The sequence below is a fragment of the Cryobacterium sp. TMT2-18-2 genome, from assembly GCF_004402245.1.
GTDB lineage: Bacteria > Actinomycetota > Actinomycetes > Actinomycetales > Microbacteriaceae > Cryobacterium > Cryobacterium sandaracinum.
In genome coordinates, this window is sequence record NZ_SOFU01000028.1 from 17436 (window position 1) to 41114 (window position 23679).

The window sequence follows — 23679 nt, forward strand, 5'->3', positions numbered from 1 at the left end:
GAGGGAACTGGCAGGCTGGACGGATCATCCCCGTGAAAGGCGTCCCGCTGTGCAGATCGTCCCCATCGAAAACCTTGACCTGCCCGGTCTCGCCGACTACTCGCGCTTGACGGATGTCGCGCTCCGCCGTGTCTCCGAACCGGCCGGCGGGCTGTACATCGCCGAGTCCAGCAAAGTCATCACCCGCGCCCTCGCGGCCGGCCACCGCCCACGGTCCGTGCTTCTGCAGCAGCAGTGGCTGCCCGACGTGCTGCCGCTGCTCGTCGACTGGCCGGACGTGCCCGTGTACGTCGGCGCGGCATCCGTTCTCGAACGGCTCACCGGCTATAACCTGCACCGCGGTGCGCTGGCGGCGATGCACCGCCCGGATCTGGCGCCGGTGCACGAGGTGATCCGGGACGCGCGGCGCATTGTGATCCTCGAGGACATCGTGGACCACACCAACGTGGGCGCCATTTTCCGCTCGGTTGCCGGCCTCGGCGCGGACGCCGTCCTGATCACGCCGCGCTGCGCGGACCCGCTCTACCGGCGCAGTGTGCGGGTGAGCATGGGCACGGTGCTTCAGGTGCCGTGGACCCGACTGCCGGAATGGAGCGAGGCCGCCCCGATGCTGCACGGGGCCGGTTTTCACCTCGCGGCCCTGGCACTGTCCGACGACGCCGTCAGCCTCCCGCAGTTCGCCGGGAACGCGCCGGAACGGCTGGCCCTGATTCTCGGCGCCGAGGGCGACGGGCTCAGCACCCAGGCTCTCTCGGCCGCCGACACCGTCGTGACGATCCCCATGCTCCACGGCGTCGACTCGCTCAATGTGGCCTCGGCCAGCGCCGTCGCGCTGTACGCTCTGCGCGTCTGAACGCGGGCGCTTGGTAGAGTCGTCGGATGCCACTGACCCGACGCCAAACGTTCCTTCGCCGTCGGGTTGCCTTTGCGGCGGCCCTGGTTCTCACCCTGGGCGGGATCGGCTACCTAACCGGCACGGGGTTGGCCCCGGTTCCGGCCGCGGCCGTCGAACTGATCGAACCGGCCGCGCTCACCCAACCGGCCGCCGAGCTGATCTGGCCGGATGCCGGTGCGGGCGCCATCGGTGCGGTCGGCTACCCGGGGCTGCTCGGTTCCACCGGCGACCAGGAGTCGATGCCGATCGCGAGCATCACGAAGATGGTCACCGCACTCGTGCTGCTCGAGGAGAAACCCCTGAGCCTGAACGAACCCGGCCCGGACATCCGTTTCACCGACGACGACGTCGACATCTACTACGACGTGCTGGCCGAGGACGGCTCGGTCGCGCCCGTGTCCGCCGGCATGGTGCTCAGCCAGCGTGAGGCCTTCGAGGCCATGCTCCTGCCCTCCGCGAACAATTACAGCATTTCATTGGCGATCTGGGCATTCGGTTCCGTGGATGCCTACCTGGCGGAGGCTGAAACCTGGCTGGCCGCGAATGGTCTGACCGACACCACGGTGGCCGACACCAGTGGGCTGTCGCCGGCCAGCGTGAGCAGCCCGGGCGACCTGGTCACGATCGGCGAGCTTGTCTTGGCCGAACCCGTCCTGGCCGAGATCGTGTCCATGGAGACGTCCGACCTGCCGACCATCGGCACGGTCACCAACACCAACAAGCTCCTCGGCACCAATGGTGTCACCGGGATGAAGACCGGAACCACGGACGAGGCCGGCGCCTGCCTCCTGTACTCGGCCGAGTTCACGGTCGGCGGCGAGACCATCACCCTGGTCGGCGTCATGCTCGGCGGCGACACTCATCCCGAACTGAATGCGTCGATCGTGGACCTGCTCGACAGCGTCGAACCCGGTTTCCGCGCGGTAAGCCTGGCCGACAAGGGTGCCGCCTACGCGACTTACGCCACCCAGTGGGGGCAGAAGAGTCGGGCGGTCGCCGCGGAGGCGGCATCAGCCGTGGTCTGGTCGGACACGCCCATCACGGCCCTTCCGGCGGCGCGCCCGGTCACCCTCGGGGAGGTCGGCGACTCGGCCGGTGCAATTGACTTCCAGGTGGGGGAGACCACGGTGAGCGTGCCGCTGGTGCTCGAGCGCGAGCTGACCGACCCGGGGGCCGCCTGGCGCTTCACCCACCCGGCCGAGCTGGCCGCGGGCTAGTCGCACGTGAGGCCGGGCCGAGCCAGCGCGTGTGGCCAACTCAGGACATCCGTCGCCCGCACTCACCGGCCACTGCGGACCAGTGCGGAGCCGGTGCCGATGCCCGTCCCAGCCGGTCGGATCTCCTGAGTTAGCCACAACACCGGCCGGATCCGAGGCAGCGCCTACCGGGAACCCGCATTTTCTTCAGAATCTCCGTCGAATTGGTTCGACACCGGATGCTGGTGACCGAGCGGCGCCGGCTCGCCGCCGCCGAGCCGGTCTAGTGCCGGGGCTGGCTGAACGGCCGTGCATCTGGGCGCTTGGGCAGCACGTGGTCGCCGGAGGACTGGTGCCGGATACGGCGCAGAACCCACGGCAACAGGTACTCCCGCGCCCACTGCATGTCCTCCGTGCGGGCCTCCCGGAAGGTACGCCCTGGCATTGGCTCGGGCTTCCGGGGTTCGAGGGCATTGAGCACGTTGAGATCGGAAAGCACCATCCGTGCGACGGTGTGGTGGCCGAGAGCGTTCAGGTGCAGCCGGTCCGCAGACCACATGCCGGCATCTTGAATCTCGGTCAGCGACCAGAGGTCGGCGACGACGCAGTCATACTTCGTCGCGACCGCGCGCAGGTTCTCGTTATAGATCGCAATCTTGCCCCGAATACCACGGAATACGGGGGAGAAGCCCACATCGGCGCCCGTGAACAGCACGATGGTGGCGTTATCGCGACTCAGCCGGCGCACCTGCTCCTCGACCTGGGCGGCGATGTGGTCGGGGTCGGATCCCGGCCGGAGGACGTCGTTGCCGCCCCCGGAGAAGGTGATCAGATCCGGATGCAGAGCGAGCGCCGTCTCCACCTGCTCCACGCTGATCTGGCGGATCAGCTTGCCGCGCACGGCGAGGTTCGCGTAGGCGAAGTCCGGTGTGCCCTGGCTGAGCACCTCGGCGACCCGGTCCGACCAGCCCCGGTTCCCACCCGGGCTCGTCGGCTCGGGATCACCCACCCCCTCCGTGAAGGAGTCGCCGAGGGCGACATAGCGGGACCACGGATGCATCGGCGTCGTCATTGCTCCATTCTCCCCCCGCATCCCGGCAGTCCGTTCACCGGGTAAGTTCGTATGACGTGAATACTCCACCCCCTTTCGGTCCTGCCCAGGGGACGAGTGCAGCCGAGCATCTCTCGCCTTCGTTCCCGGAGCGTGCCGCGTGGGGCACAGCCGGCAAATTGCGGGCCTGGCAGGCGGAAGCGCTGGAAGCATATTTCGTGCACCAGCCACGTGATTTCCTCGCCGCGGCGACGCCGGGCGCCGGCAAGACCACCTTCGCCCTGCGGCTCGCGGCCGAGCTGAAGGCCCGCCGACTGATCGACAGCATCACGGTAGTCGCGCCCACCGAGCACCTCAAGCGCCAGTGGGCGGATGCCGCGGCGCGGGCGGGCATCCGGCTCGACCCTAACTTCAAGAACGCCAACGGGCGCTACGGCAACCACTACCACGGCATTGCCGTCACCTACGCCCAGGTGGCCAGCCGGGCAGCCCTGCACCGGCAGCTGACCCAGTCCAGCCGCACCCTTGTAATCCTGGATGAGGTGCACCACGGCGGGGACGCGCTGAGCTGGGGTGACGCAATCCGGGAGGCGTTCGAGCCGGCCACCCGCCGCCTCTCGCTCACCGGCACCCCGTTCCGATCGGACACCTCGCCGATCCCGTTCGTGAGTTACCTGCCCGACGAGCACGGCATCCGCCTGTCCCAGAGCGACTACAACTACGGGTATGGCCGAGCCCTCGAAGACGGCGTCGTGCGCCCGGTCATGTTCATGGTCTACGCCGGACATATGAAGTGGCGCACCCGCGCCGGCGACGAGATGGAAGCCAAACTCGGCGAGGGTAACACCAAGGACATCACCTCCCAGGCCTGGCGCACCGCCCTGGAACCCACCGGGCAGTGGATCCCCGCAGTGCTGCGCGCCGCCGATTTGCGCCTCACCCAGGTGCGCCACGGCATCCCGGATGCCGGTGGCCTCGTCATCGCCACCGACCAGACCATGGCGCGCGCGTACGCGGCCGTCCTGCAGGAGATCTCGGGGGAGTCGGTGACCGTCGTACTCTCCGATGAGAAGGAGTCGAGCGACCGGATCGACGAGTTCGCGCACAACACCTCGCGCTGGATGGTGGCCGTGCGGATGGTGTCGGAGGGGGTCGACGTGCCGCGCCTGGCCGTGGGCGTCTACGCGACCAGCGCCTCCACACCGCTTTTCTTCGCGCAGGCCATTGGCCGGTTCGTGCGGGCCCGGCGCCGCGGTGAGACGGCGTCCATCTTCCTGCCCAATGTGCCCAGCTTGCTCAGCCTGGCCAACGCGCTCGAGCTGGAGCGCGACCACGCCCTCGACCGCAGCAACCGCGACGACGGCGACGACGGCATGTACAACCCCGAAGACGCCATGGTCGCCGACGCCAACACGTCGGAGAAGGCCTCCGACGACCTCGGCGAGGAATTCACCTGGCAGGCCATCGACTCCCAGGCCACCTTCGACATGGTGATGTTCAACGGCGACGAGTTCGGCGAGCTGGCGGAACCGGGCACCGACGAGGAGTTCGACTTCATCGGCATCCCCGGTCTGCTCGAGCCCGAGCAGGTCTCCGAGCTGCTGCGCCAGCGCCAGCACCGGCAAGCCAAGCGCTCCACCGACCGACGCAAGGATCCCGTCACCGGCGAGGTCACCCCGGTGGACCCGCCACCGCTCTATCGCACGCTCAAGGAGCAGCGCACACTGCTGGCGAGCCTGGTAGGCATGTGGTCGAAGCTCGCCGGTGAGCCCCACGGCATGGTGCATGCCGAACTCCGGCGCGAGTGCGGCGGGCCCGCCGTCGCGCAGGCCAGCGTCACGCAGCTGCAGAACCGGATCGACTTGCTCCGCCGCCGCCTCGGCCGCAGCTGACCCGCGGCGGAGCCGCATCTGATCATCGCGGGTGCCCGTTCCGGGCGGGAGCGCCCCGCTGAACGGCTACTCTCGACCGAAACGGCCGCTCAGACAACGGCGTCCTGAGGTTCGGCAGCCGCGGTGTTCGGCACCCCGACCTTCGCCACGTCGGGAGTGACATCCATCGCCACGTCCAAGGCGGCGAGGATGTCGGCGAGCAGGTCGTCGACGTGCTCGAGGCCGATCGAAAGGCGCACGATCCCGGCACCGGGCCGGGCGCCGGCCTCGACCGGGCGGTGGGTCAGGGAGGCCGGATGCTGCACGAGTGAGTCCACGCCGCCGAGGGAGACCGCGTGCGTGATCAGCGTGCACGCCTCGGTGAACCGCACGGCCGCATCGAAGCCGCCCGCGAGGTCGAGGGCGATGATAGACCCGGCCCCGTTCGCCTGACGGCCCAAAAGCCCCAGCGGGTCCTGCCCGGGCAGCCCCGGGTACAGGACCCGGGCCAGTGCGGGGTGACCCGCGAGGCGCTCCGCGACGGCGCCCGCGGTTGCTTGCTGGGCGCGCACACGCACCGGCAGCGTGCGCAGCCCCCGGTGCAGCAGATACGCGGCGAACGGATGCAGCACACCGCCGGTCAGGGCCCGCACCTGGCGCAGGCGCGCCATCCAGTGCTCGGGGCCGGAGACCGTGCCGCCCATCACGTCTCCGTGGCCGCCCAAAAATTTGGTCGCACTGTGCAGCACCAACGCGGCGCCCGAATCTACCGGGCGCTGGAGCACCGGGGTGGCGAACGTGTTGTCGACCAGCACCGGCACGCTGCCGGCCGCCGCGACCACGGCACGGATGTCGGTCAGCGCCAGCGTCGGGTTCGCTGGGGACTCCAGGATGACCAGTCCGGTGTCCGGCCGGATTGCCTGGGCAACCCCGTCGGGATCGACCCACGACACGGTCGTGCCGAGCAGACCGGTGGCGAGCACATGGTCGGTACCGCCGTAGATCGGCCGGAGGGCCACCACGTGGGGCGTGCCGCCGGCCACGGATGCGATCAGCACGGCCGCCAGCGCGGCCATTCCGCTCGCGAAGGCGACGGTGCCCTCGGTGCCCTCCAGGGCCGACAGTGCCGTTTCGAACCGGGCGACTCCGGGCTGCCAGAGTCGCTGGTACACCGCGGAATCGCCCTCGCGGATCGTACCTCCGGTGGCGAGGTTCTCGTAGGAGTCCCCGCCGCACTCGACTCCCGCCAGCGGATTGGTCGTGGAGAGGTCGATCACGGGCACATGCGAACCGGCCGCTGTCAGCCCGGCCATCCCGCCGTGCACGGCAACCGTGTCCGGGTGCGGGGCCGATGGCCGCAGGGCAGGTCCGCGGGGAGGCAGGGGCGGCAGCAGCGGAAGCGTTGGCGTCATGCACAGACCCAAACAGAATCTGCCGCACGGCGCAATCATCCTTGCAGACCCTTGCGAATCAGCGGAAGCTTTCGCATAAACTGCTCACGGAAGAAAGAGTAGGCCGATGGAACCGAAGAAAGCCGAAATCGACCGGGTCGACCGGGCGCTCCTGCGTGCGCTGTCCGTGAACGCCCGTGCCTCCGGTGCGGCGCTGGCCGCGGAGATCGGCGTCGCCGAGTCGACCGTGTCGCTGCGTCTGCGCCGGCTGCAGCAGCTGGGGCACATCCGAGGCTATCGCGCGAATATCGATCTGGCCGCGCTGGGCGCGTCCCTGCAGGCGTTGATCTCGGTTCGCCTGGTCAAGCACGCCCGCGTGCAGATCGACGCGTTCCGGGCGGCGGCGCCGCACTGGCCCGGGGTGATCGGCCTGTTCCACACCGCCGGCGCCGACGACTATCTGCTGCACGTGGCCGCGGCGGACGCGTCGGACCTGCGGGACTTCGTCCTGCAGCATCTGGCGGAGCATCCGGCGGTTGCGCACACCGAAACCAACCTTATCTTCGAGTACGTCGACGGTGACGGCTGGCAGGACCTCGTCAAGTAGTTCGCTTAACGCAGACAACGCCCCTGCCGAAGCAGGGGCGTTGTCGAAGCTCGTGAGCTATGCGACTCGGAAAGCCGCCTCGCTGGTTGAGCAGTTGCGCACTTTAGAGGGCGCGGATGTTCTCGGCCTGAGGACCCTTCGGGCCCTGGGTTACCTCGAACTCGACCTTCTGGTTCTCGTCGAGAGACTTGTAGCCGTTCGATGCGATCGCGGAGTAGTGCGCGAACACGTCGGCGCTTCCGTCGTCGGGAGCGATGAAGCCGAAGCCCTTTTCAGCGTTGAACCATTTCACGGTACCTGTTGCCATTATGAAACTCCTCCAGGAGTGTTAGAAAGGCCCCGACTTTCGAGGCCGTTCGTCGCGGTATTCGTCGTCCGCTTCCGAAAGGAATACGCCGCGGCGACCGGGGTCACCGCGTTTTAAGACGTGCAAGCACTACAACTACTGAGATAACCCTAGCCCACATCGCCGCGGTGCATCCAGATTCCGTGGCAATTCGGTTCCAAAGCGTTACGTTGATTGCAGGTGATGAGTCGATCGGGGCGCACCCTGCACTACTCGGTCGTGACGAAGTCGATCAGTTGTTCCACCCGGCCCAGCAGTTCCGGCTCCAGATCGGCGAATGTGCGCACCCGTCCCAGGATCCGTTGCCAGGCCCGGGCGATATCGGCCTGGTCCTCGTGAGGCCAGCCGAGGGCCTCGCAGATCCCGTGCTTCCATTCGATGCTGCGCGGAATCGCGGGCCACGTCGTGATTCCCACGCGGTTCGGCTTCACGGACTGCCAGACGTCGATATATGGATGCCCGACCACGAGCACATTCCGGCCGTGCGGTCCGCGCGCCACGGCGTCGGCGATCCGGCTTTCCTTCGATCCGGGCACCAGGTGGTCGACCAACACCCCGACCCGCCGGGTGGGTCCCGGGCGGAACTCTCGCAGGAGCTCCTCGAGGTTGTCGACGCCCTCGATGTACTCGACGACGACCCCCTCGAGCCGTAGATCGGCTCCCCAGACCTTCTCCACAAGCTCGGCGTCGTGCCGGCCCTCGACGAAGATGCGGCTTGCTCGGGCCACCCGCGCCGGGGCATCCCGCACGGCCATCGATCCCGAGGCGGTACGGGCGCGGCCCTGCGGCGCCGCCCTGACCGGGACGACGAGCACCACCGGGTCGCCGTCAATCAAGAATCCGCCGCCGAGCGGAAACAGGCGTAGTTGACCGTGGCGGTCCTCCAGGGTGACGATCTTCTTCTCGATCCGCACCACGGCACCGCAGAAACCGGTCGCGACCTCCTCGACGACCAGGTCGGGCGTGGCTTCCCGCGGCGGGATGACCTTCCGGCCAGCGTCCCGCCAGCCGGGGGAGAGTACATCCGCACTGTACCGATCCTGCATATTCCGCTCGTCCATCGACGCTTCCTCGCTCCTACGCCTCGCCGACGCCGGAATCGACGCTAGCGGATGCCGGCACGGTCTGCGCTCTCAGACCGGGGTGTCGGCGTCCGGTAGTAACCTGTCCCCATGTGCGGTCGATTCATCATCACGGACACGGCGTCCGATCTCGCCGCGATGTTCGACGTCGAGCACGAGGGCGAGAACCTGCCGGAACCGTCGTGGAACATCAAACCCACCGAAAAGATCCCGATCGTGCTCGAGTCAGCCAAGGCCGGGCCGGTCGTGCGCCGGCTCGAGGGCGCGCGCTGGTCCCTGGTCCCCTCATTCGCGACCGAGCTGCAGTCGTCCTTCGCCACCTTCAACGCCCGTGCCGAAACGGCGGCGGAGAAGCCCACCTTCAAGAGTTCGGTCGCGTCCCGGCGCGCGCTGGTCCCGGCCACCGGCTACTACGAGTGGCACACGGACGGCACCGTGAAGACTCCGTACTTCATCCACTCAGACGACGGTCTTCCACTGGCCTTCGCCGGCCTCTACTCCTGGTGGCGCAATCCGGCCCTGGCCGACGACGACCCGGCCCGGTGGGTCCTGTCCGCGACGATTCTCACCCAGGACGCCGAGGGTCCCCTGGCCGCCCTCCACAACCGGATGCCCGTGATTCTGGCGGAAGAGTGGTGGGATCAGTGGCTTGACCCCCATACTCCGGGTGACCAGGCGCTGGTCGACGCCGCGGTGGCCGCCTCGCGGGAGGCCGTCGAGAGCCTGAGCTACCACGAGGTCGCCCCGGTGCGTGGTGACGGTCCGGAACTCATCGAGCCCGTCGGGGCGCCGTCGCCGGTCTGACGCTCGACCGGGTACGCTCGACTCATCGGCCCGGCGTTTAGTGCGGGCATCGCTCGAAAGGACCGCACCATGAACGCCGTCGCCTTCACCGTCGCAATGGCCATCTTCGTCTTCGGTCTCTGGCTGTTCGGGTTCGCGTTCGAGGTGACGGCCTGGCAGTTGCCGATCTTCCTCAGCGGCATCCTCTGCGTTTCGCTGGCCGTGGCCATCCCGGTGCAGATCCTCCGCGACTAGGTCGCAGCCCCCGGCACCGCGTCGGCTCGATCGCGGAGGCCCTCCGGCCCCGAAGTGTCGAAGGAGCCGTCATCGCGCACGAACGAGGGTTCGCGCTCGAGGGAGGTTGCGACCCGGATGGCCGGCTCCCCCGACGGGCTGACCGTGGACAGCGACGGTGGCGTGTGGGTGGCCGTCGACAGTGGGAGTGCCGTGCGCTCGGTCCGGGAGTGCGCCGGCTGACGGGCCGCGTCAGCGCAACAGGCCGGCCACCAGGTTGATCAGGGTAGCCAGAATGAACGAGCCGAACAGGTACGAGAGCAGGCTGTGACGCAGCGCCGTCATCCGAATTGCGTGCGTTTGCAGACTGGTGTCTGAGACTTGGAACGTCATCCCGATCGTGAAGGCCAGGTAGGCGAAATCCCCGTAACTCGGTGGCACCGCCTGGTTAAAATCCACCCCGCCGTCGCGCCCGGAGTAGTAGAGCGAGGCATAGCGGAGCGTGAACAGGGTGTGCACCAGAATCCAGGAGAGTCCGACGCTGAGCACCGCCGCCGCCGCCAGGATTCCCGGTGCGGCGACCGAGGTGGTGTCGGTCCCCACCAGTAGGAACACCAGAGCGCCGAGGCTGCCGAGGCTGCTGAGAACAATCAGGATGTCCGCGGCACCTCGGGACGAATCCTCCCGGGTGGCATGGCTGGCTGTGTTCTGGACGTCCATGGGGCCGATGGTGATCCACACCCAGGTGACATACGTCACGCAGGCGGCCGCCCAGCCCGCGATCGGAGCCAGGGTCCAGCTCCCGTACACCCCGGCCAGAACGGCCACGACGACACCCGCCGCCAACATGCCGATAAGTCGGGTACTCGAGCGGTGGAGGCGTTGGCCGTGCGTCGTCATATGCTGATCGTGCCATGAAGTCGGGTCTCTGCGGGCCGAGGCCCTGGGAGCATCCGGTGTTATGCCAGCCAGGGTCGGTAGTGTGAGGGAACGATTGGCTGGCTGTTCCATTGCCGGCCGCACTAACGCTGAAAGAGAACGCTGGATGTCAGATAGCCCGGCCGCGGCGTCGCCCTACGAGGTACTCGGCGTCAGCCCGTCGGCGAGTGACGACGAACTTCGTCGTGCCTACCGTCGCCTGCTGCGCCACACGCATCCGGATGTCGGCGGAGACGCCGCCGCCTTCCACCTCGTTCAGATCGCGTGGGAGCGGGTGGGAACCCCGGAGGGGCGCGCCGACTATGACCGCCGCCGATACCCGGACGCGGTCCCCGACCCGGAGCGCCCCGCCTACGCCTCCGGAGCCGGCCGTGCGCAGGCCACGCAGGCCGGGCCGCGCGCGCGCATGTACGGCCATCCGGGTGGCGAGGCGCGCCAGCGTTACCTCGAACTCCTCCGGGAATGGGCCGGGCGCGGAACCTCCATCGATGACCCGTATGCCCCGACGCTGATCCGTTCGGCGCCGCGGGAGATCCGGCATTGGCTGGCGAAGGCACTGGCCGAGGAATCAACGGCGCAACTCGTCTCCGCCCTCGGGATCGGCTTCACGGCCTGGCATGATGTGGCGGCCGGCACGCAGGGCGGCAAGGTCGATCACGTCGTGCTCGGCCCGGCGGGACTGTTCGCGGTCCTGTCCGAGGACTGGGGCGGGCCGGTGCAGCTTCGGCGCGGGGAGCTCGTCGGTGACGCCCTTGGCCCCGATGCTCGTCCGATTGAAGACGTCGAGGGCGTCGTGCGGGCTCTGGCGAAGTCGGTCCGGGTGAGGTTCACCGCTGTGCTGATCGTGCTGCCCGACGAGGCCCTGGCCGACCCTCTGACGGTCCCCGGCCGTGGCCGGCGCCCGACCGTGATCACGCTGCCGAGGTCACGGCTGATCGGGGTGCTGCGCAGCGGGCTGCCCGGAATGGACCGCGGCAGCTTTGAAAAGGTGTTCGAGTTGCGGAGCCGCCTGCAGGACGGCATCCGCTTCAGTTCGGTGTAACCGCTTCGCGCAGGCCCAGCTTGTCGACCCAGTACCGGAGGAATTCTGCGCCGGCCGCGTCGTGGATCAGGGACCCCTCGACGATTACGGGGTAGGGGCGTTCGAGGATGCCGTCGGACGGCCGCACATCCACATGCGAGACGTCATAGCCGGCGGCATGCAGGTGGTCGGCCATCAGGTAGTCGCTGCGCGAGTCGCCGACCGAGCGCCAGACCCGGGGGAGTGTTCCCGATTCGGAGAAAAAGGCCAGCGCCCGCTCCGCGCCACGGTCCTTGTCCAGGGTGACCGACTCGATGTCGGTCGAGATGATCGTCGGGTCGATCCGGAATCCCACGCTACCGGCCTGGTCCGGAACGACTCGATCACCGAAACGGATGCCCAGCCCGAGTTCAACCATCACCCCGAATGCGGCCTCGTTGAATTCCACCGCGGCGGCCTGGTACCGGCCGTGGTCGGCATCCGTGCGCTGCTCGACCGAGACCATCGCCTGCTTGGTCTCGTCGAAGAACATCGTGTCGCTGAACCGGTCGGCGACGAGGTTGCGCAGCCGATCGACGGCGGCGGCCGGCAGGGCCACGCTGTCATCGACGACGATCTCGCCCATCCCCGCGGCCGTGATCGGAAACCAGACGGCTCCCTTCTCGCAGACCCCGTACATCCGCATCGACTCGGGCAATCCGGCTGCACGGAGCGGTGCGACAACCTGCTCGCGGATGAACGTCGACGACCGCCCGGTGATGAATGCGATCGGAACGTTGGCTCCGGCCAGGCTGATCAGATCCGTGATGATGCTCGGTGTGGCGATGGTCCGGGACACCGGACTGGCGATCGGCCCGTCCACGTCGAGCAGCAGGCCGAGGGGGGAGGAGGTATCGCGCATACCCCAGTGTTTCACGGGCGTGCCCCTTCGACCGTCACCTTCCCGTTGGTGGTCGCCGCGGTGATGGAGCGGCGGAAGGAGGGGGCACTCGGGACCGGCCCGCTGTCACTCTCGCCATTGGTCGTGCCGGCGTCCACCCGGCAGGTCACCCCGTCCGCCGGCAGCCCCACCGTGATCGCACCGTTGGTGCTCCGGTCCTCGGCCGACGTCGGCGGGTCGAGAAAGTCGAGTTTGACGCAGGGAGCGCCGTAAGCGACGAGGCTACCCGGCCCGGGAACGCCTATCCTTGATCGAGATGATTACCCGACGAATGGCCGCCCTACGCCTGGATATCCCGATCGAAATGGCGCAGCGCCACGAACTGCCCTCCCGGATGTCGGAGGCTGAACTGGCCGAGATCGAGCGCAACCCGCCGGCGTGGCTCGCGCAGTCTCGGGCCAACCGCACCGGTAAGAAACCGGTCTGGGTGGAACTTCGTTGCGATGTCTGCGGGTTCTCCGAAGCCGCGCGTCCCAAGAAGTGGTGGCCCGCCTTCACCTATCTGACCTGTGACTACCACGGATCCGAGGAACTCCCAGAAGCCGCCGCCGGCCTCAGTCGCACCGAGGTCGACGGCATCGGCAACGCATTCATCGGCATCGTCGACGAGGCACCCTAGGTGAGTGTGAGTCCTCGTCGTATCCGGTCTCGAACCAATTCGACGGAGATTTTGGGTCAAACTCCCGTTTTTTAGCCCACAGGCGCTGTTTTGAGCAGAATCTCCGTCGAATTCGTTCGGGATGAAGTTGTCGCAGAGCCCCGGACTCGACCGACAAGGATCTTGCGGCGCACGTTCGTCCCAAGTGGCAGCGATCAGGCCAACCCGGATTATACCCCCATGGGTATCCGGGGCATGACTCCGAGCGTACACCTCGCGCGGTGTGTCCCGGCACCCGACAGGTGTCGGTCCGCCGGCGCCGGGTGGAGTAATTTGGCGGTAGCCGCCTGAGACCGGAGGACTTCTGCCATGCTGCGCACACTGGGCGTTTTCATCGCCCGTCACCGGTTCACCTCTCTGCTGGTGTGGGCGCTCACGATCGCCGCGTGCGTGGCGACGGCACTGATCGGGGTGACGGGGGAGAACCTCTTCCAGCGGCTCGCCAGCGCCGGCCCCACCGTTGAAGGCGAGGCCAGCCAGGCCGCCGATCTGCTGCAGGGAACCGAGGGCGCGGACACGGAGTCTCTCTCTCTGCTGATCCACGACGTCGACCTGTCCTCCCCGGACCTGGGCTTGATCCTCACCGCGGCCACGACCGATTTGTTGGAAGTCGACGGGGTAACCGAGGTCATCAACCCGCTCGCCATCCCACCGCTCCCTGACGGCTCGCCGAACCCGGCTGCGATGCCTCTCCTGGCACCCGACGGCACCGGACTGTTGCTGAACGCCCAGATGGTGGCACCAGGCGGTGACATCAGTGAGGACCTGCTGGGCGAGGTGGAAGAACGGCTCGGCGTGGCGGCCGACGAGGTCCGGCAGCTGGAGCCGGACGCGACCGTGGAAGTCGGCGGAACCCCGCTCCTGGTGGAATCCCTGGTGGCGGTCGCCGAGGCCGACCTGCAGAAGGGCGAGCTGATCGCGTTGCCGATCGCCCTCCTCGTGATGCTGATCATCTTCGGTGGATTCCTGGCGGCCGGCATCCCGCTGATCGGGGCGCTGGCCTCGATCGCCGGCGCTCTCGGGGCCCTCTTCGGCTTCAGCTACCTGATGGAGATCGACACCACGGTGCTCAACGTCATCACCGTGATCGGGCTGGGGCTCTCCATCGACTACGGGCTCCTGATCGTCAGCCGGTTCCGCGAGGAGTTCCGGGCACTCGTGGAACGGGCCGGCGACAGCGAGACGCGTACGGAACGTCACGAGCTGATGCTGCAGGCGGTGGGCATCACGGCGGACACGGCCGGCCGCACGGTGCTCTACTCCGGTCTGACCTTCGCCATCGCCACGGTGGGCCTGCTGGTCTTCGAACCGGCGATCATCCGTGCCATCGCCATCGGCGCGGTATCCGTGGTGCTGATCGCCATCCTGACGGCGCTCGTTCTTGTTCCGGCTCTGCTCGGGTACTTCGGCGACCGGCTGCTGACGCCGGGCCTGCTGACCCGCATCCCCGGCCTCGGTCCCCTCCTGACCCGTTTCGGCGACGTCGCCCCCCGGGAGGGCGTCTTCTCCCGGCTGACCCGCCGCGTGCAACGGGCGCCCGCACTCGTGGCGCTCGGCGGCATCGCCGTGCTCCTCCTGCTCGGCAGCCCCGCGCTGAACATCAACGTGTCCAGCGGCGGCGCCGACGCCATCCCGAAGGCCTCGACCCAGTACGGGTTCGTCACGGCGTTGAACGACCACTTCCCCGTCGCCACGGCCCCGCTGGTGCAGCTTGTCTCGGACACCGCTGAGGCGTCCGCCGCGGCCTGGGCCGCGGAGGTGGCGACGCTGCCGAACGTCACCGGCACGACACCACCGGCCCTGGTGAACGGACATTGGGTGTCGCGCGTCGGCGTCGACCAGAACGAGGGCCCGGCCGTTGTGCGGCAGATCCGGGACGACCGGCCCGACTTCGACCACTGGGTCGGTGGCACGGATGCCGCGTCGGTCGACTATGTCGACTCACTGGTCGCCGGCGCGCCCTGGGCTGCCCTGATCATCGCCGGGGCCACGTTCCTGCTGCTCTTCCTGATGACCGGTTCCGTGGTCATCCCGCTCACCGCCCTCGTGATCAGCGTCATCTCGCTCGGCGCCTCCGTGGGCATCCTGGTCTGGGGTTTCCAGGAGGGAAATCTCGGAGGCCTGCTCGATTTCGATGCCGATACGATCGCCGGGGTGGACCCTCTGGTCCTGACCCTCGTGCTCACCTTCGGCTTCGGTCTGGCCATGGACTACGAGATGTTCCTGCTCGCCCGGATCAAGGAGCACTACGAGGCGGGTGAGGCCACGCGGCTCGCGATCGAGACAGGTCTGCAGAGCTCGGGCCGGATCATCTCCTCCGCGGCCCTGATCATCGTGATCGTGTTCGCCGGGTTCGCGACCGGCAATCTGCTGCAGATGAAACAGATCGGCGTCGCCCTCGCCGTGGCCGTGCTGCTGGACGCGACCCTCGTGCGCACCATCGTGGTTCCCGCGGTGATGACCTCGCTCGAGAAGTGCCTCTGGTGGGCGCCGAAGTGGTTGCATCCGATCTACGCCCGCTTCGGGATGCGGGAGTAGGGCGGCGGCTACACCGAGGCCTGCTCGTCGAGGTCGTCGTGGTGGATCCGGTCGGCCAGGTTGCCCAGCGGATCTCCGGTGCCGCCCCACTGCTCGGCGATGATCTCCGCGGCGATGGACACGGCCGTCTCTTCCGGGGTTCGGGAGCCGAGATCCAGCCCGATGGGGCTGTGCAATCTCGTCAGCTCCGCCTCGTCCACACCTGCCTCGCGGAGCCTGGCCAGTCGGTCCTCGTGAGTGCGCCGAGACCCCATCGCACCGATGTAGGCGAACGGGCCGCGGGTCAGGGCCACCTTGAGGAGCGGCACGTCGAATTTCGGGTCGTGGGTGAGCACGCAGACGACGGTGCGCTCATCCACGAGCCCGGCCGCGACCTGCTCGGCCAGGTAGCGGTGCGGCCAGCCGACGATGACCTCGTCGGCCTCCGGGAACCGGGCCGGCGTGGCGAAGACCTCGCGGGCATCGCAGACGGTGACATGGTAGCCGAGGAAGGAAGCCAGCCGGGCCAGGGCGGCCGCGAAATCGATGGCGCCGAACACCAGCATCCGTGGGCGCGGGGCGTAGCTGTTGACGAAGACCCGCATGCCCTCACCGCGTCGCTCACCGTCGGGACCGTAGGTGAGGGTGCTGTTGCGACCGGCGGCCAGCAGCCCGCGGGCATCGTCACCGATGGCCCGGTTCGCCCGTTCGGAGCCCAGATCGCCGTCGAAGCCGTGCGGCCGGATGATCAGGTGTCGGCCCAGACGGCTGGGATCGGGGTGCTCGATCACGGTCGCGACCCCCACCGGAGCTGATCCGGTGATGTCCTGCTCCACAGCGGACAGCTCCGGGAAGCTCACCTGGCTGACGGGCTCCACGAAGACGTCGAGGATGCCGCCGCAGGTCAGACCAACGGAGAAGGCGTCGTCGTCGCTGATGCCGTAGCGCACCAGCACCGGCCGCCCGTCATCGATCACCTGGGTCGCGAGGTCGTAGACGGCACTTTCGACACAGCCCCCGGAGACTGAGCCGACCACCTCCCCGTCGGCGGTGACCAGCATCGACGCGCCGGCCGACCGGGGGGCGGACTGGAAGGTGCGCACGACGGTGGCCAGGCCGGCAATGCCGCCGGCCTGCCATCCCGTCAGCAGCGGATTCAGAACCTCACGCACAGGTGGTGACCCTTCCGGTTTCGCTCATTCGAGTCTACCGACCGCCGGCGCGGCGGCCGATCCGATAGGCGACAAACGCCACCGCGGCGATCACGCCGAGCAGCCTGGGCAGGCTGCTGAGCTGATCCATCACGATGCCCTTGGCCAGATCGAGGGCGTTCAGGCTGGTCTCGGCGCCCGGCCGCGGCGCTCGGGAGGCAGGCGCCGTCGTGAGGGGCCCGGCCGGCGGTGCGGCGGGCAGAGCCGTCGCGGTTCCCGACCCACCGACGGTGTCGGCGGTCTGCCCGGTTGTAACCCCCGCAGCAGGCACCGCCGGATCCGGAGCCGGAGCCGTGACCATGGCCTGCAGGTTCTCGGCGAAGAGGGCCATCATCTGGTCCGTGACGCTGCCGATGATGCTGCGCCCCATCGCGGCCACCTTGCCGGAGAGCGCCACATCGGCACTGACCGTGCCCTGAGTCTCGCCGTCCGCCTCGACGAGCGTGAGGGTGGCCGTACCCTGCGCCGTGCCTTGACCGCGGGTCTCCTGAGCACGCCCCTCGAACACGGCGCGGTGCGCGGTCGCATCGCGTTCGAGAACGGTCATCTGACCTCTGTACTGCATGGTCACCGGACCCAGTTTCACTTTCATTCCGACCTGATAGGCGTCATCCGAAAGCTTGTTCAGCACCTGTGCCCCCGGAACGCAGCCGGCGACACGCTCGAAGTCCATCAGAGTCTTCCACACCTCGTCGATCGGTGCGACGACGGAGAACGTGCTGTTGATGTCCATTATCGGGTCCTCGTATTCTCGTGTGGGTCCGAACGGTCGGCGCGAATCGCCGCCGCCACTTCTGCCAGGGCCGCATAGCTGTGCCCGCTGACGAACGCGTCGACAAAGGGCAACGCGGCCGCCATTCCGCCCGCCACCGGCTGGTAGTCCAAAGCGACCTTCCTGGGGTTGACCCAGATGATGCGGTAGGCCAAGCGCCGCAGGCGGGCCATTTGGGCGTGCACCGATTCCGGGTCGTCCAGCGCCCACCCGTCCGAGATGATCACGACGACGGCCCCGCGGGCGAGGCCACGTCGACCCCAGGCATCCGTGAAATGGCGGATGCTCTCTGCCAGCCTGGTGCCGCCCGCCCAGTCCTGGGTGCTGGCGGCAGCCCGTGCCAGAGCCTGGTCCGGGTCGCGCACCGCGAGCTGACGGGTCAGCCGGGTCAATCCGGTCGAGAAGATGAAGGCTTCGGCCTCGGCCCCCGCGACCGCGCCCTGCAGGAGCGACAGGTACACCCGCGTGTACGGCTCCATCGACCCGGACACATCGCACAGCAGGATCAAACGGCGCAGTCGCGCGCGCCGTCGCCGGTAGACCAGGCGCACCGGCTCCCCGCCGGTGTGCTGCGCCGCCCTGACCGTGCGGCGCAGGTCCAGCTTTGGGGTGGTCCGGGAGCTCTTCCGGGTGCGGCTGCTAACGCGTTCCGGCGTGGCGAGGGCGATCCGGGGCACCAGGCGACGCATCTGGGCGACCTCGTCCGGAGCTAAGTCGGTGAAAGACATCTGGTGCAGGCGCTCCTCGTCCGCCGCCGTCACCAGGATCGTTTCCCGCTCCGGCGCATCCGTGTCAGTGTCCCCGGAATCGTCCCCGCCCGGAGCCATGCCCGGCGCCTGAGGCAGCGGCGCCTGGTCCGCCGCGATCGCCGGCCGCTGGTCGGTCGCGGTCGGCCGGGTGCGTGGTTCGGAGCCGATTGACGGCGGAGCGTTCTGGTCACCGCGGAAGTCGGCCGGGTCGAGGGTGCCGGCGAACACTGCGTCGAATACCGCGTCGAACACGGGTACCTGTTCCCGGGCGGAGACCAGAACCACCCGGCACGTCCAGTACAGCGGCTCTCGCTCGTGCGGCGGAACCAGCCGGAGGGCCTCCGCCAGTCGAGCGGATCGGTCCGGGGAACTCGGGACGCCCGCTCGGCGCAGCGCCGTGCTGAACCCGACCGCCAGTGCGGCCGCTTCGACGTGGGAACGGCCCGCCCCGACGTGATCAATGCTCCGGAGGCCCAGTGACCCCCGGTCAGCCATGATCGCCCACCAGCCACACGGCGCCTGCCGACCGCCAGGTCAAGGTCGTCGCGGTTCTTCAGAATCGACCCGCAGGTCTGATCCACGCGGCCGGGGTCGAGTTTGTCGACGCCGAGCACGGTCAGCGCCGAGACCCAGTCGATGGCCTCGGCGACGCCGGGCGGCTTCGCGAGGTCCAGCGAGCGCAGCCGCGTGATGGCCGACGCCGCCTGCAGTGCGATCTGTGCGCCGCTCTCCGGCACCCTGCAGCGCACGATCTCCGCGATCCGCTGCGGCGTCGGGTAGTCGATCCAGTGGTTCAGGCAGCGCCGGGTCAGGGCGTCGTGCAGGTCGCGGGTGCGGTTGGACGTCAGGATCACGATCGGTGGATGCGTCGCCCGCACCGTGCCCAGCTCCGGGATCGTTACGGCCGCCTCGGCCAGCAGCTCGAAGGTGAACGCCTCGAATTCGGCATCCGCCCGGTCGATCTCATCGAGGAGAAGCACCGCCGGCCGCGGACCCTGGTGCTCGATCGCCTGCAGCAGGGGGCGGCGCAGCAAGTATTCCGGGCCGAACAGCTCCGTCTCGGCCAGGCTGGCCTGGCGGGCCTCGGCCAGCCTGATCCCCAGCAGTTGGCGCGGATAGTTCCACTCGTAGAGGGCCTCGCCCGAGTCAATGCCCTCATAGCACTGGAGCCGGAACAGGGGAGTGTCGAGCAGCCGGCCCGCCGCCTTGGCTGCCTCGGTCTTGCCGACCCCCGGCTCACCCTCCAGCAGGATGGGTTGCGGCAGGCGCACCGCCAGGAATAGAGCCGTGGCGAGGCCCTCGTCGGCCAGGTAGTCGACCTCGTCCAGTGCGCCCAGCAGGGCGGGCACGTCCGGGATCATTCGGCGAACGTCGTCTTCCGCTCCCGTGCGGGCGGCGCGGGTCACCGTAACTTCCTTAATGCGGCGAGCGCCCGCTCGTAGTCCACCTCGGTGTCGATGTCCGGGGGCATCGGGCCCGCCACGACGACCTCGCACACCTCGGCGGCACGCTGCTCGAGGAGCCTCCAGAACGCCTTGTCGCCGTGGAGCCGGGCCAGGTCCGGCAGTACCGTCCGGTCGACGGCGAACGGATGCCCCACGCCGTCGTCGTAGCGGCACACGGCGATCTGGTGGAGCCCGCAGGCCCGTGCCGTCCTGAGGACGGCGTCCAGGAGGACCCCGTCGCCGTAGGGCAGGAGCTGCCTAGGTCGGCCCAGGCGGCGCGAGGCCCCGGCGGCCAGGACCAACCCCGCGATGCGCGGCTCAGGAGGCGACGACATATTTGCTCCGGATCGGCGAGAAAGCTGCGCCGGCAGGACTCCGAGCAGAAGTAGAGGGTTTTCCCGTCGCGCGGGACCCGCGGCGCCGCGTCCCCGATGGCGACGGACATGCCGCATACCGGGTCAACCGCAACCGCAACCGCAACCTCAACCGGGCCAGTGGCGGTCGTCGCCGCCGCAGGCCGCTTGGCCCTCTCGGCGACGAGCTGCGCCAGGATGGACAGCGCGATCTCGGCGGGGGAGCGGGCGCCCAACTGCAGTCCGGCCGGACTGTGCACGTGCGCACGCTGTTCCTCCGAAACGTTGAGGGAGGCCAGCACGACTGCCCCCCGGGCGTGGCTGGCGACGAGAGCGATATAGGGCACCTCGGCTCTCAGGGCGACCTCCAGGGCAGGCTCTTCGTCACGCCCGTGCGAGGCCACGATCAGCGCCGCGTCGTCCGACCGAGGCGTCGCGTCTGCTCCCACCGTGAGGTGCATGTCAAGACCGAGCGGGCCACCCATCGCCACCAGGGCGTGCGCCACCGGCGTCATTCCGACGACCAATATCCGGGGTGCCGGCACGGACGGCTCGAGGAAGATCTCGATGGCCCCGCCGCTGAGGCACGGGTTGGACACCTGCACGGCTCCCTCCTCACGGACATGGGATCGCTCGCCCGCCACAACGCGCAGTAGGAGAGGCTCGTGGGAGGCCAGGCTCTTCAGACCGTATTCCCGCACCGACGCCTGAACGCAGGCGCCGCCGACAAATCCCTCCAGAGTGCCGTCCGCCAGCAGCAGACCGGTGTCCCCGGCCTGGGCGCTTGTCGGATGTTGGGCACGCACCACTGCGGCGCGCACGAACGGTTCCCGGTTTCCGGGCGGCGACCCCACGGTGGCGGACTCGCCGATACCCTTCGCTCCGATCGGGTGGTGCGGCGATGGGGTCACGGTGAACCCGGTTTCCCAATCCGGCACCTCCAGGGCCGTGGGGATGAGGTAGTCCATGAAGGTGCCGCCGAGGTTGTTGCCCTCTTTGTCGAACTCAATGAACTGCATCAGGACCATACCGACCCCATCGGTAAGACCACCGTGCACCTGCCCCTCGATGATCATCGGGTTGATCCGGGTGCCGCAGTCGTCAACGGCGATGAACCGGCGCACCTTGACGTGGCCGGTACCGGGGTCGACGTCGACCACGCAGATGTAGGCGCCGAAGGGGAAGGTCAGGTTTGGGGGATCGTAGGTGACCTCGGCATCCAGGTTGCCGTCGATCCCTTCCGGCAGGGTGACGGTTCCGTGCGCGCCCATCGCGATTTCCGCCATGGTCTTGCCGATGCTCGGGTCGCCCTTGACGAACCAGCGTCCCTTCTCCCACTCGAGGTCCTCGGGCCGGGTTTCGAGCATGGCGGCGGCGATGAACTTCGCCTTCTCCCGCACCTTGCGGGCGACGAGGGCCACGGCGGCGCCGCTGACCGGGGTCGACCTGCTGCCGTAGGTGCCCAGGCCGAAGGGGGTCTGGTCGGTATCGCCGTGCACGACGTCGATGTCTTCCGGCGGGATGCCGATCTCTTCGGCCACGATCTGGGCGAAGGTCGTCTCATGGCCCTGCCCCTGGCTCTGCACGGAGATCCGCACGACGGCCTTGCCGGTGGGATGGATTCGCAGCTCGGCGCCGTCCGCCATGCCCAAGCCGACGATGTCCATGTGCTTGCCCGGCCCGGCACCCACGGTCTCGGTGAAGAACGAGATTCCGATCCCCATCAACTCGCCGCGAGCGCGCTTCTCCTGCTGTTCGCGCCGAAGGTCGTCGTAGCCGGCCATCTGCATCGACTTGCGCAGCGCCTGCTCGTAGTTGCCGGAGTCGTACTCCCACCCGGTCTTGTTCTTGTACGGGAACTGTTCGGGCTTGATCAGGTTCTTCAGCCGCAGTTCCGCGGGGTCCATCTCCAGCTTCCGGGCCAGCATGTCCACAAGCCGTTCGACCAGGTAGACCGCCTCGGTGACACGGAAGGAACAGGCGTAGGCGACTCCGCCCGGAGCCTTGTTGGTGTACACGCCGGTCACCTTGCAGTGCGCGGCCTGCAGGTCGTATCCTCCGGTGAAGATGTGGAAGAATCCGGCCGGGTACTTCGAGGGTTGCGCCGTGGCATTGAAGGCGCCGTGGTCCGCGAGCACGGTCGACCGCACCGCGAGGATCTTGCCGTCCTTCGTGGCGGCGATTTCGCCCTGCAAGATGTAGTCGCGGGCAAAGGAGGTGCTCATCAGGTTCTCGGAGCGGTCCTCCATCCACTTCACCGGCCGCCCGGTGACGATCGACCCGACAACGGCGAGGATGTAGCCCGGGTAGATGCCAACCTTGTTGCCGAAGCCGCCGCCGATGTCGGGGGAGACGATGCGGATCTTGTGTTCAGGGATGCCCGAGACGATCGCGAACAGGGTTCGGTGCGCGTGCGGGGCCTGACTGGTCTCATACAGAGTCAGCGCGCCCTCGATCGGCTCATAGTCGGCGACGGCCCCGCAGGTCTCCATCGGTGCCGGATGCACGCGAGGATAGACCATCTCCTGGGACACGACGACGTCCGCCGAGGCGAACACCGCCTCGGTCTCGGCCGCGTTGCCGGCCTCCCAGTCGAAGATGTGATTGTCGGTGCGGCCCTCGATGTCGTCTCGGATGACCGGGGTACCGGGGTTCAGCGCCGTGCGTACGTCGATGACCGGCGGCAGCACGTCGTAGTCGACCTCGATGAGTTCGAGTGCGTCGCGCGCGGCGTAGCGGTCCTCGGCGATCACGAAAGCGACTTCCTGCCCCTGGAAACGCACCTTGTCGGTGGCGAGCACCGCCTGCACGTCGGCGGAGAGGGTCGGAGCCCAGGCGAGCTTGAGGCCGAGCAGGTCCTGGCCGGTGATCACGGCCACGACACCCGGGTGGGCCAGCGCAGCGCTCGTGTCGATCGACACCAGCCGGGCGTGCGCCACGGTGGAGCGCAGAATGGCGCCGTGCAACATCCCGGGCAGCACGATGTCATCAACGTAGTGCCCCTTGCCCCGCACGAAGCGGGGGTCCTCCTTGCGCTGGATACGGCCGTAGCCGATCGGGCGGTTGTCGTCTCCGGCCGCCGGGTTCGCGGCCCGCTCCTCGATGATGGTCATGCCGTTACCTCTTCTTCCGCGGTCTCGTCCAACCCGTCCTGCGCCGTGGGATCGGCCGCGGCCCACTGCACCGAGCGCACGATCGTCGCGTAGCCGGTGCACCGGCACATCTGGCCGAAGATCGCCTCGCGGGTTTCGCCCTCGTCCGGATGCGGGTTGTGGTCCAGCAGGGCCCGCGCGGTGAGCATCATCCCAGGCGTGCAGAACCCGCACTGGAGGCCGTGCTCCTCCATGAACCCCTGCTGCACGGGATCGAGCGTGGCCCCGGTGGCGAGCCCCTCGACCGTGGTCACGGAGTGGCCGTCGGCCATCGCCGCGAGCACCGTGCAGGATTTTACCGGCTGGCCGTCCATGAGCACGACGCAGGTTCCGCAGTTGGAGGTGTCGCATCCCCAGTGCGTGCCGGTCAGCCGCAGCGGGTCGCGAATAAAGTGAACAAGCAACACCCTCGGTTCGATCTCTTCGGTGATGTCGGTGCCGTTGATGGTCACGCTGATCTGCATGG

The 23679-nt window shown here is 68.4% G+C and carries 22 protein-coding genes and 1 pseudogene; 10 read left to right on the forward strand and 13 right to left on the reverse strand.

Annotated features, from left to right (window positions below; genetic code table 11):
• The first annotated feature begins 49 nt into the window (after positions 1-49).
• Positions 50-853 (forward strand): RNA methyltransferase, encoded by an 804-nt coding sequence (locus E3O22_RS08950; protein WP_134395536.1) that lies wholly within the window; start codon positions 50-52, stop codon positions 851-853.
• 26 nt (positions 854-879) lie between these two features.
• A complete protein-coding gene (locus E3O22_RS08955) occupies positions 880-2112 on the forward strand; it encodes a D-alanyl-D-alanine carboxypeptidase family protein (RefSeq protein ID WP_134395537.1) in 1233 nt (410 codons plus the stop codon).
• A 262-nt stretch (positions 2113-2374) separates the two neighbouring features.
• Here E3O22_RS08955 and E3O22_RS08960 read toward each other — a convergent pair whose 3' ends face one another.
• The gene (locus E3O22_RS08960; protein WP_134395538.1) at positions 2375-3163 is read right to left on the reverse strand and encodes an SGNH/GDSL hydrolase family protein; all 789 of its coding nucleotides are present in this window, start codon (positions 3161-3163) and stop codon (positions 2375-2377) included.
• Between the two features lie 56 nt (positions 3164-3219).
• On the opposite strand from E3O22_RS08960, the gene E3O22_RS08965 reads away from it, so the two are divergent.
• Positions 3220-5034, forward strand: coding sequence for a DEAD/DEAH box helicase (locus tag E3O22_RS08965; protein ID WP_134395539.1), 1815 nt, complete (start codon positions 3220-3222; stop codon positions 5032-5034).
• Between the two features lie 89 nt (positions 5035-5123).
• Here the strand turns inward: E3O22_RS08965 and E3O22_RS08970 are convergent, their stop codons facing one another.
• On the reverse strand, positions 5124-6425 hold the full coding sequence (locus E3O22_RS08970) for a PLP-dependent aspartate aminotransferase family protein (protein ID WP_134395540.1): 1302 nt from the start codon (positions 6423-6425) through the stop codon (positions 5124-5126).
• 106 nt (positions 6426-6531) lie between these two features.
• On the opposite strand from E3O22_RS08970, the gene E3O22_RS08975 reads away from it, so the two are divergent.
• The gene (locus E3O22_RS08975; protein WP_104102139.1) at positions 6532-7011 is read left to right on the forward strand and encodes an Lrp/AsnC family transcriptional regulator; all 480 of its coding nucleotides are present in this window, start codon (positions 6532-6534) and stop codon (positions 7009-7011) included.
• A gap of 103 nt (positions 7012-7114) precedes the next feature.
• Here the strand turns inward: E3O22_RS08975 and E3O22_RS08980 are convergent, their stop codons facing one another.
• Both E3O22_RS08980 and E3O22_RS08985 read right to left on the reverse strand, forming a co-directional pair.
• On the reverse strand, positions 7115-7318 hold the full coding sequence (locus E3O22_RS08980; protein ID WP_035840308.1) for a cold-shock protein: 204 nt from the start codon (positions 7316-7318) through the stop codon (positions 7115-7117).
• Between the two features lie 248 nt (positions 7319-7566).
• Positions 7567-8403 carry a DUF3097 domain-containing protein gene (locus E3O22_RS08985; RefSeq protein ID WP_134395599.1) on the reverse strand — a complete coding sequence of 279 codons (837 nt, stop codon included), beginning with the start codon at positions 8401-8403 and terminating at the stop codon, positions 7567-7569.
• Between the two features lie 126 nt (positions 8404-8529).
• Here E3O22_RS08985 and E3O22_RS08990 point away from each other — a divergent pair, with 126 nt between their 5' ends.
• The 3 genes from E3O22_RS08990 to E3O22_RS16735 all read left to right on the forward strand — a co-directional run bounded on the left by E3O22_RS08990 (position 8530) and on the right by E3O22_RS16735 (position 9699).
• The gene (locus E3O22_RS08990; protein WP_134395541.1) at positions 8530-9243 is read left to right on the forward strand and encodes an SOS response-associated peptidase; all 714 of its coding nucleotides are present in this window, start codon (positions 8530-8532) and stop codon (positions 9241-9243) included.
• 69 nt (positions 9244-9312) lie between these two features.
• Entirely contained in the window at positions 9313-9477 is a 165-nt protein-coding gene (locus E3O22_RS15905; RefSeq protein WP_158250294.1) for a hypothetical protein, read from the forward strand.
• Positions 9478-9594: 117 nt separating this feature from the next.
• Entirely contained in the window at positions 9595-9699 is a 105-nt protein-coding gene (locus tag E3O22_RS16735) for a hypothetical protein (RefSeq protein ID WP_198410590.1), read from the forward strand.
• 9 nt (positions 9700-9708) lie between these two features.
• Here the strand turns inward: E3O22_RS16735 and E3O22_RS09000 are convergent, their stop codons facing one another.
• Positions 9709-10305 carry a DUF1345 domain-containing protein gene (locus tag E3O22_RS09000; RefSeq protein ID WP_241976586.1) on the reverse strand — a complete coding sequence of 199 codons (597 nt, stop codon included), beginning with the start codon at positions 10303-10305 and terminating at the stop codon, positions 9709-9711.
• Between the two features lie 196 nt (positions 10306-10501).
• Between E3O22_RS09000 and E3O22_RS09005 the strand changes: the two genes are divergently transcribed.
• On the forward strand, positions 10502-11437 hold the full coding sequence (locus E3O22_RS09005; protein WP_134395544.1) for a DnaJ domain-containing protein: 936 nt from the start codon (positions 10502-10504) through the stop codon (positions 11435-11437).
• Here E3O22_RS09005 and E3O22_RS09010 read toward each other — a convergent pair.
• Entirely contained in the window at positions 11424-12332 is a 909-nt protein-coding gene (locus E3O22_RS09010; protein WP_347232338.1) for a hypothetical protein, read from the reverse strand. The genes E3O22_RS09005 and E3O22_RS09010 overlap by 14 nt on opposite strands.
• Before the next feature lie 280 nt (positions 12333-12612).
• Between E3O22_RS09010 and E3O22_RS09015 the strand changes: the two genes are divergently transcribed.
• Positions 12613-12975 (forward strand): hypothetical protein, encoded by a 363-nt coding sequence (locus tag E3O22_RS09015; RefSeq protein ID WP_134395545.1) that lies wholly within the window; start codon positions 12613-12615, stop codon positions 12973-12975.
• 348 nt (positions 12976-13323) lie between these two features.
• Complete coding sequence (locus tag E3O22_RS09020) at positions 13324-15552, forward strand: MMPL family transporter (RefSeq protein ID WP_134395546.1); 2229 nt, start codon at positions 13324-13326, stop codon at positions 15550-15552.
• 8 nt (positions 15553-15560) lie between these two features.
• Here the strand turns inward: E3O22_RS09020 and E3O22_RS09025 are convergent, their stop codons facing one another.
• The 7 genes and pseudogenes from E3O22_RS09025 to E3O22_RS09065 form a co-directional block, all read right to left on the reverse strand.
• On the reverse strand, positions 15561-16703 hold the full coding sequence (locus E3O22_RS09025; RefSeq protein ID WP_134395547.1) for an XdhC family protein: 1143 nt from the start codon (positions 16701-16703) through the stop codon (positions 15561-15563).
• 34 nt (positions 16704-16737) lie between these two features.
• Positions 16738-17475, reverse strand: a complete 738-nt coding sequence (locus tag E3O22_RS09030) for an SRPBCC family protein (protein ID WP_134395548.1) — start codon at positions 17473-17475, stop codon at positions 16738-16740.
• Positions 17475-18341 (reverse strand): VWA domain-containing protein, encoded by an 867-nt coding sequence (locus E3O22_RS09035; protein WP_241976587.1) that lies wholly within the window; start codon positions 18339-18341, stop codon positions 17475-17477. Before E3O22_RS09035 ends, E3O22_RS09030 begins: the two co-directional genes overlap by 1 nt.
• A complete protein-coding gene (locus E3O22_RS16350; protein ID WP_241976588.1) occupies positions 18272-19669 on the reverse strand; it encodes a MoxR family ATPase in 1398 nt (465 codons plus the stop codon). Before E3O22_RS16350 ends, E3O22_RS09035 begins: the two co-directional genes overlap by 70 nt.
• On the reverse strand, positions 19666-20160 hold the full coding sequence (locus tag E3O22_RS09045; RefSeq protein ID WP_370448433.1) for an NTP transferase domain-containing protein: 495 nt from the start codon (positions 20158-20160) through the stop codon (positions 19666-19668). Before E3O22_RS09045 ends, E3O22_RS16350 begins: the two co-directional genes overlap by 4 nt.
• Positions 20058-23174: pseudogene (locus tag E3O22_RS09060) on the reverse strand (aerobic carbon-monoxide dehydrogenase large subunit); the annotation flags it as partial. The gene E3O22_RS09045 and the pseudogene E3O22_RS09060, both read right to left, overlap by 103 nt.
• Positions 23171-23677 (reverse strand): (2Fe-2S)-binding protein, encoded by a 507-nt coding sequence (locus E3O22_RS09065; RefSeq protein ID WP_134395551.1) that lies wholly within the window; start codon positions 23675-23677, stop codon positions 23171-23173. The gene E3O22_RS09065 and the pseudogene E3O22_RS09060, both read right to left, overlap by 4 nt.
• Positions 23678-23679: the final 2 nt, after the last annotated feature.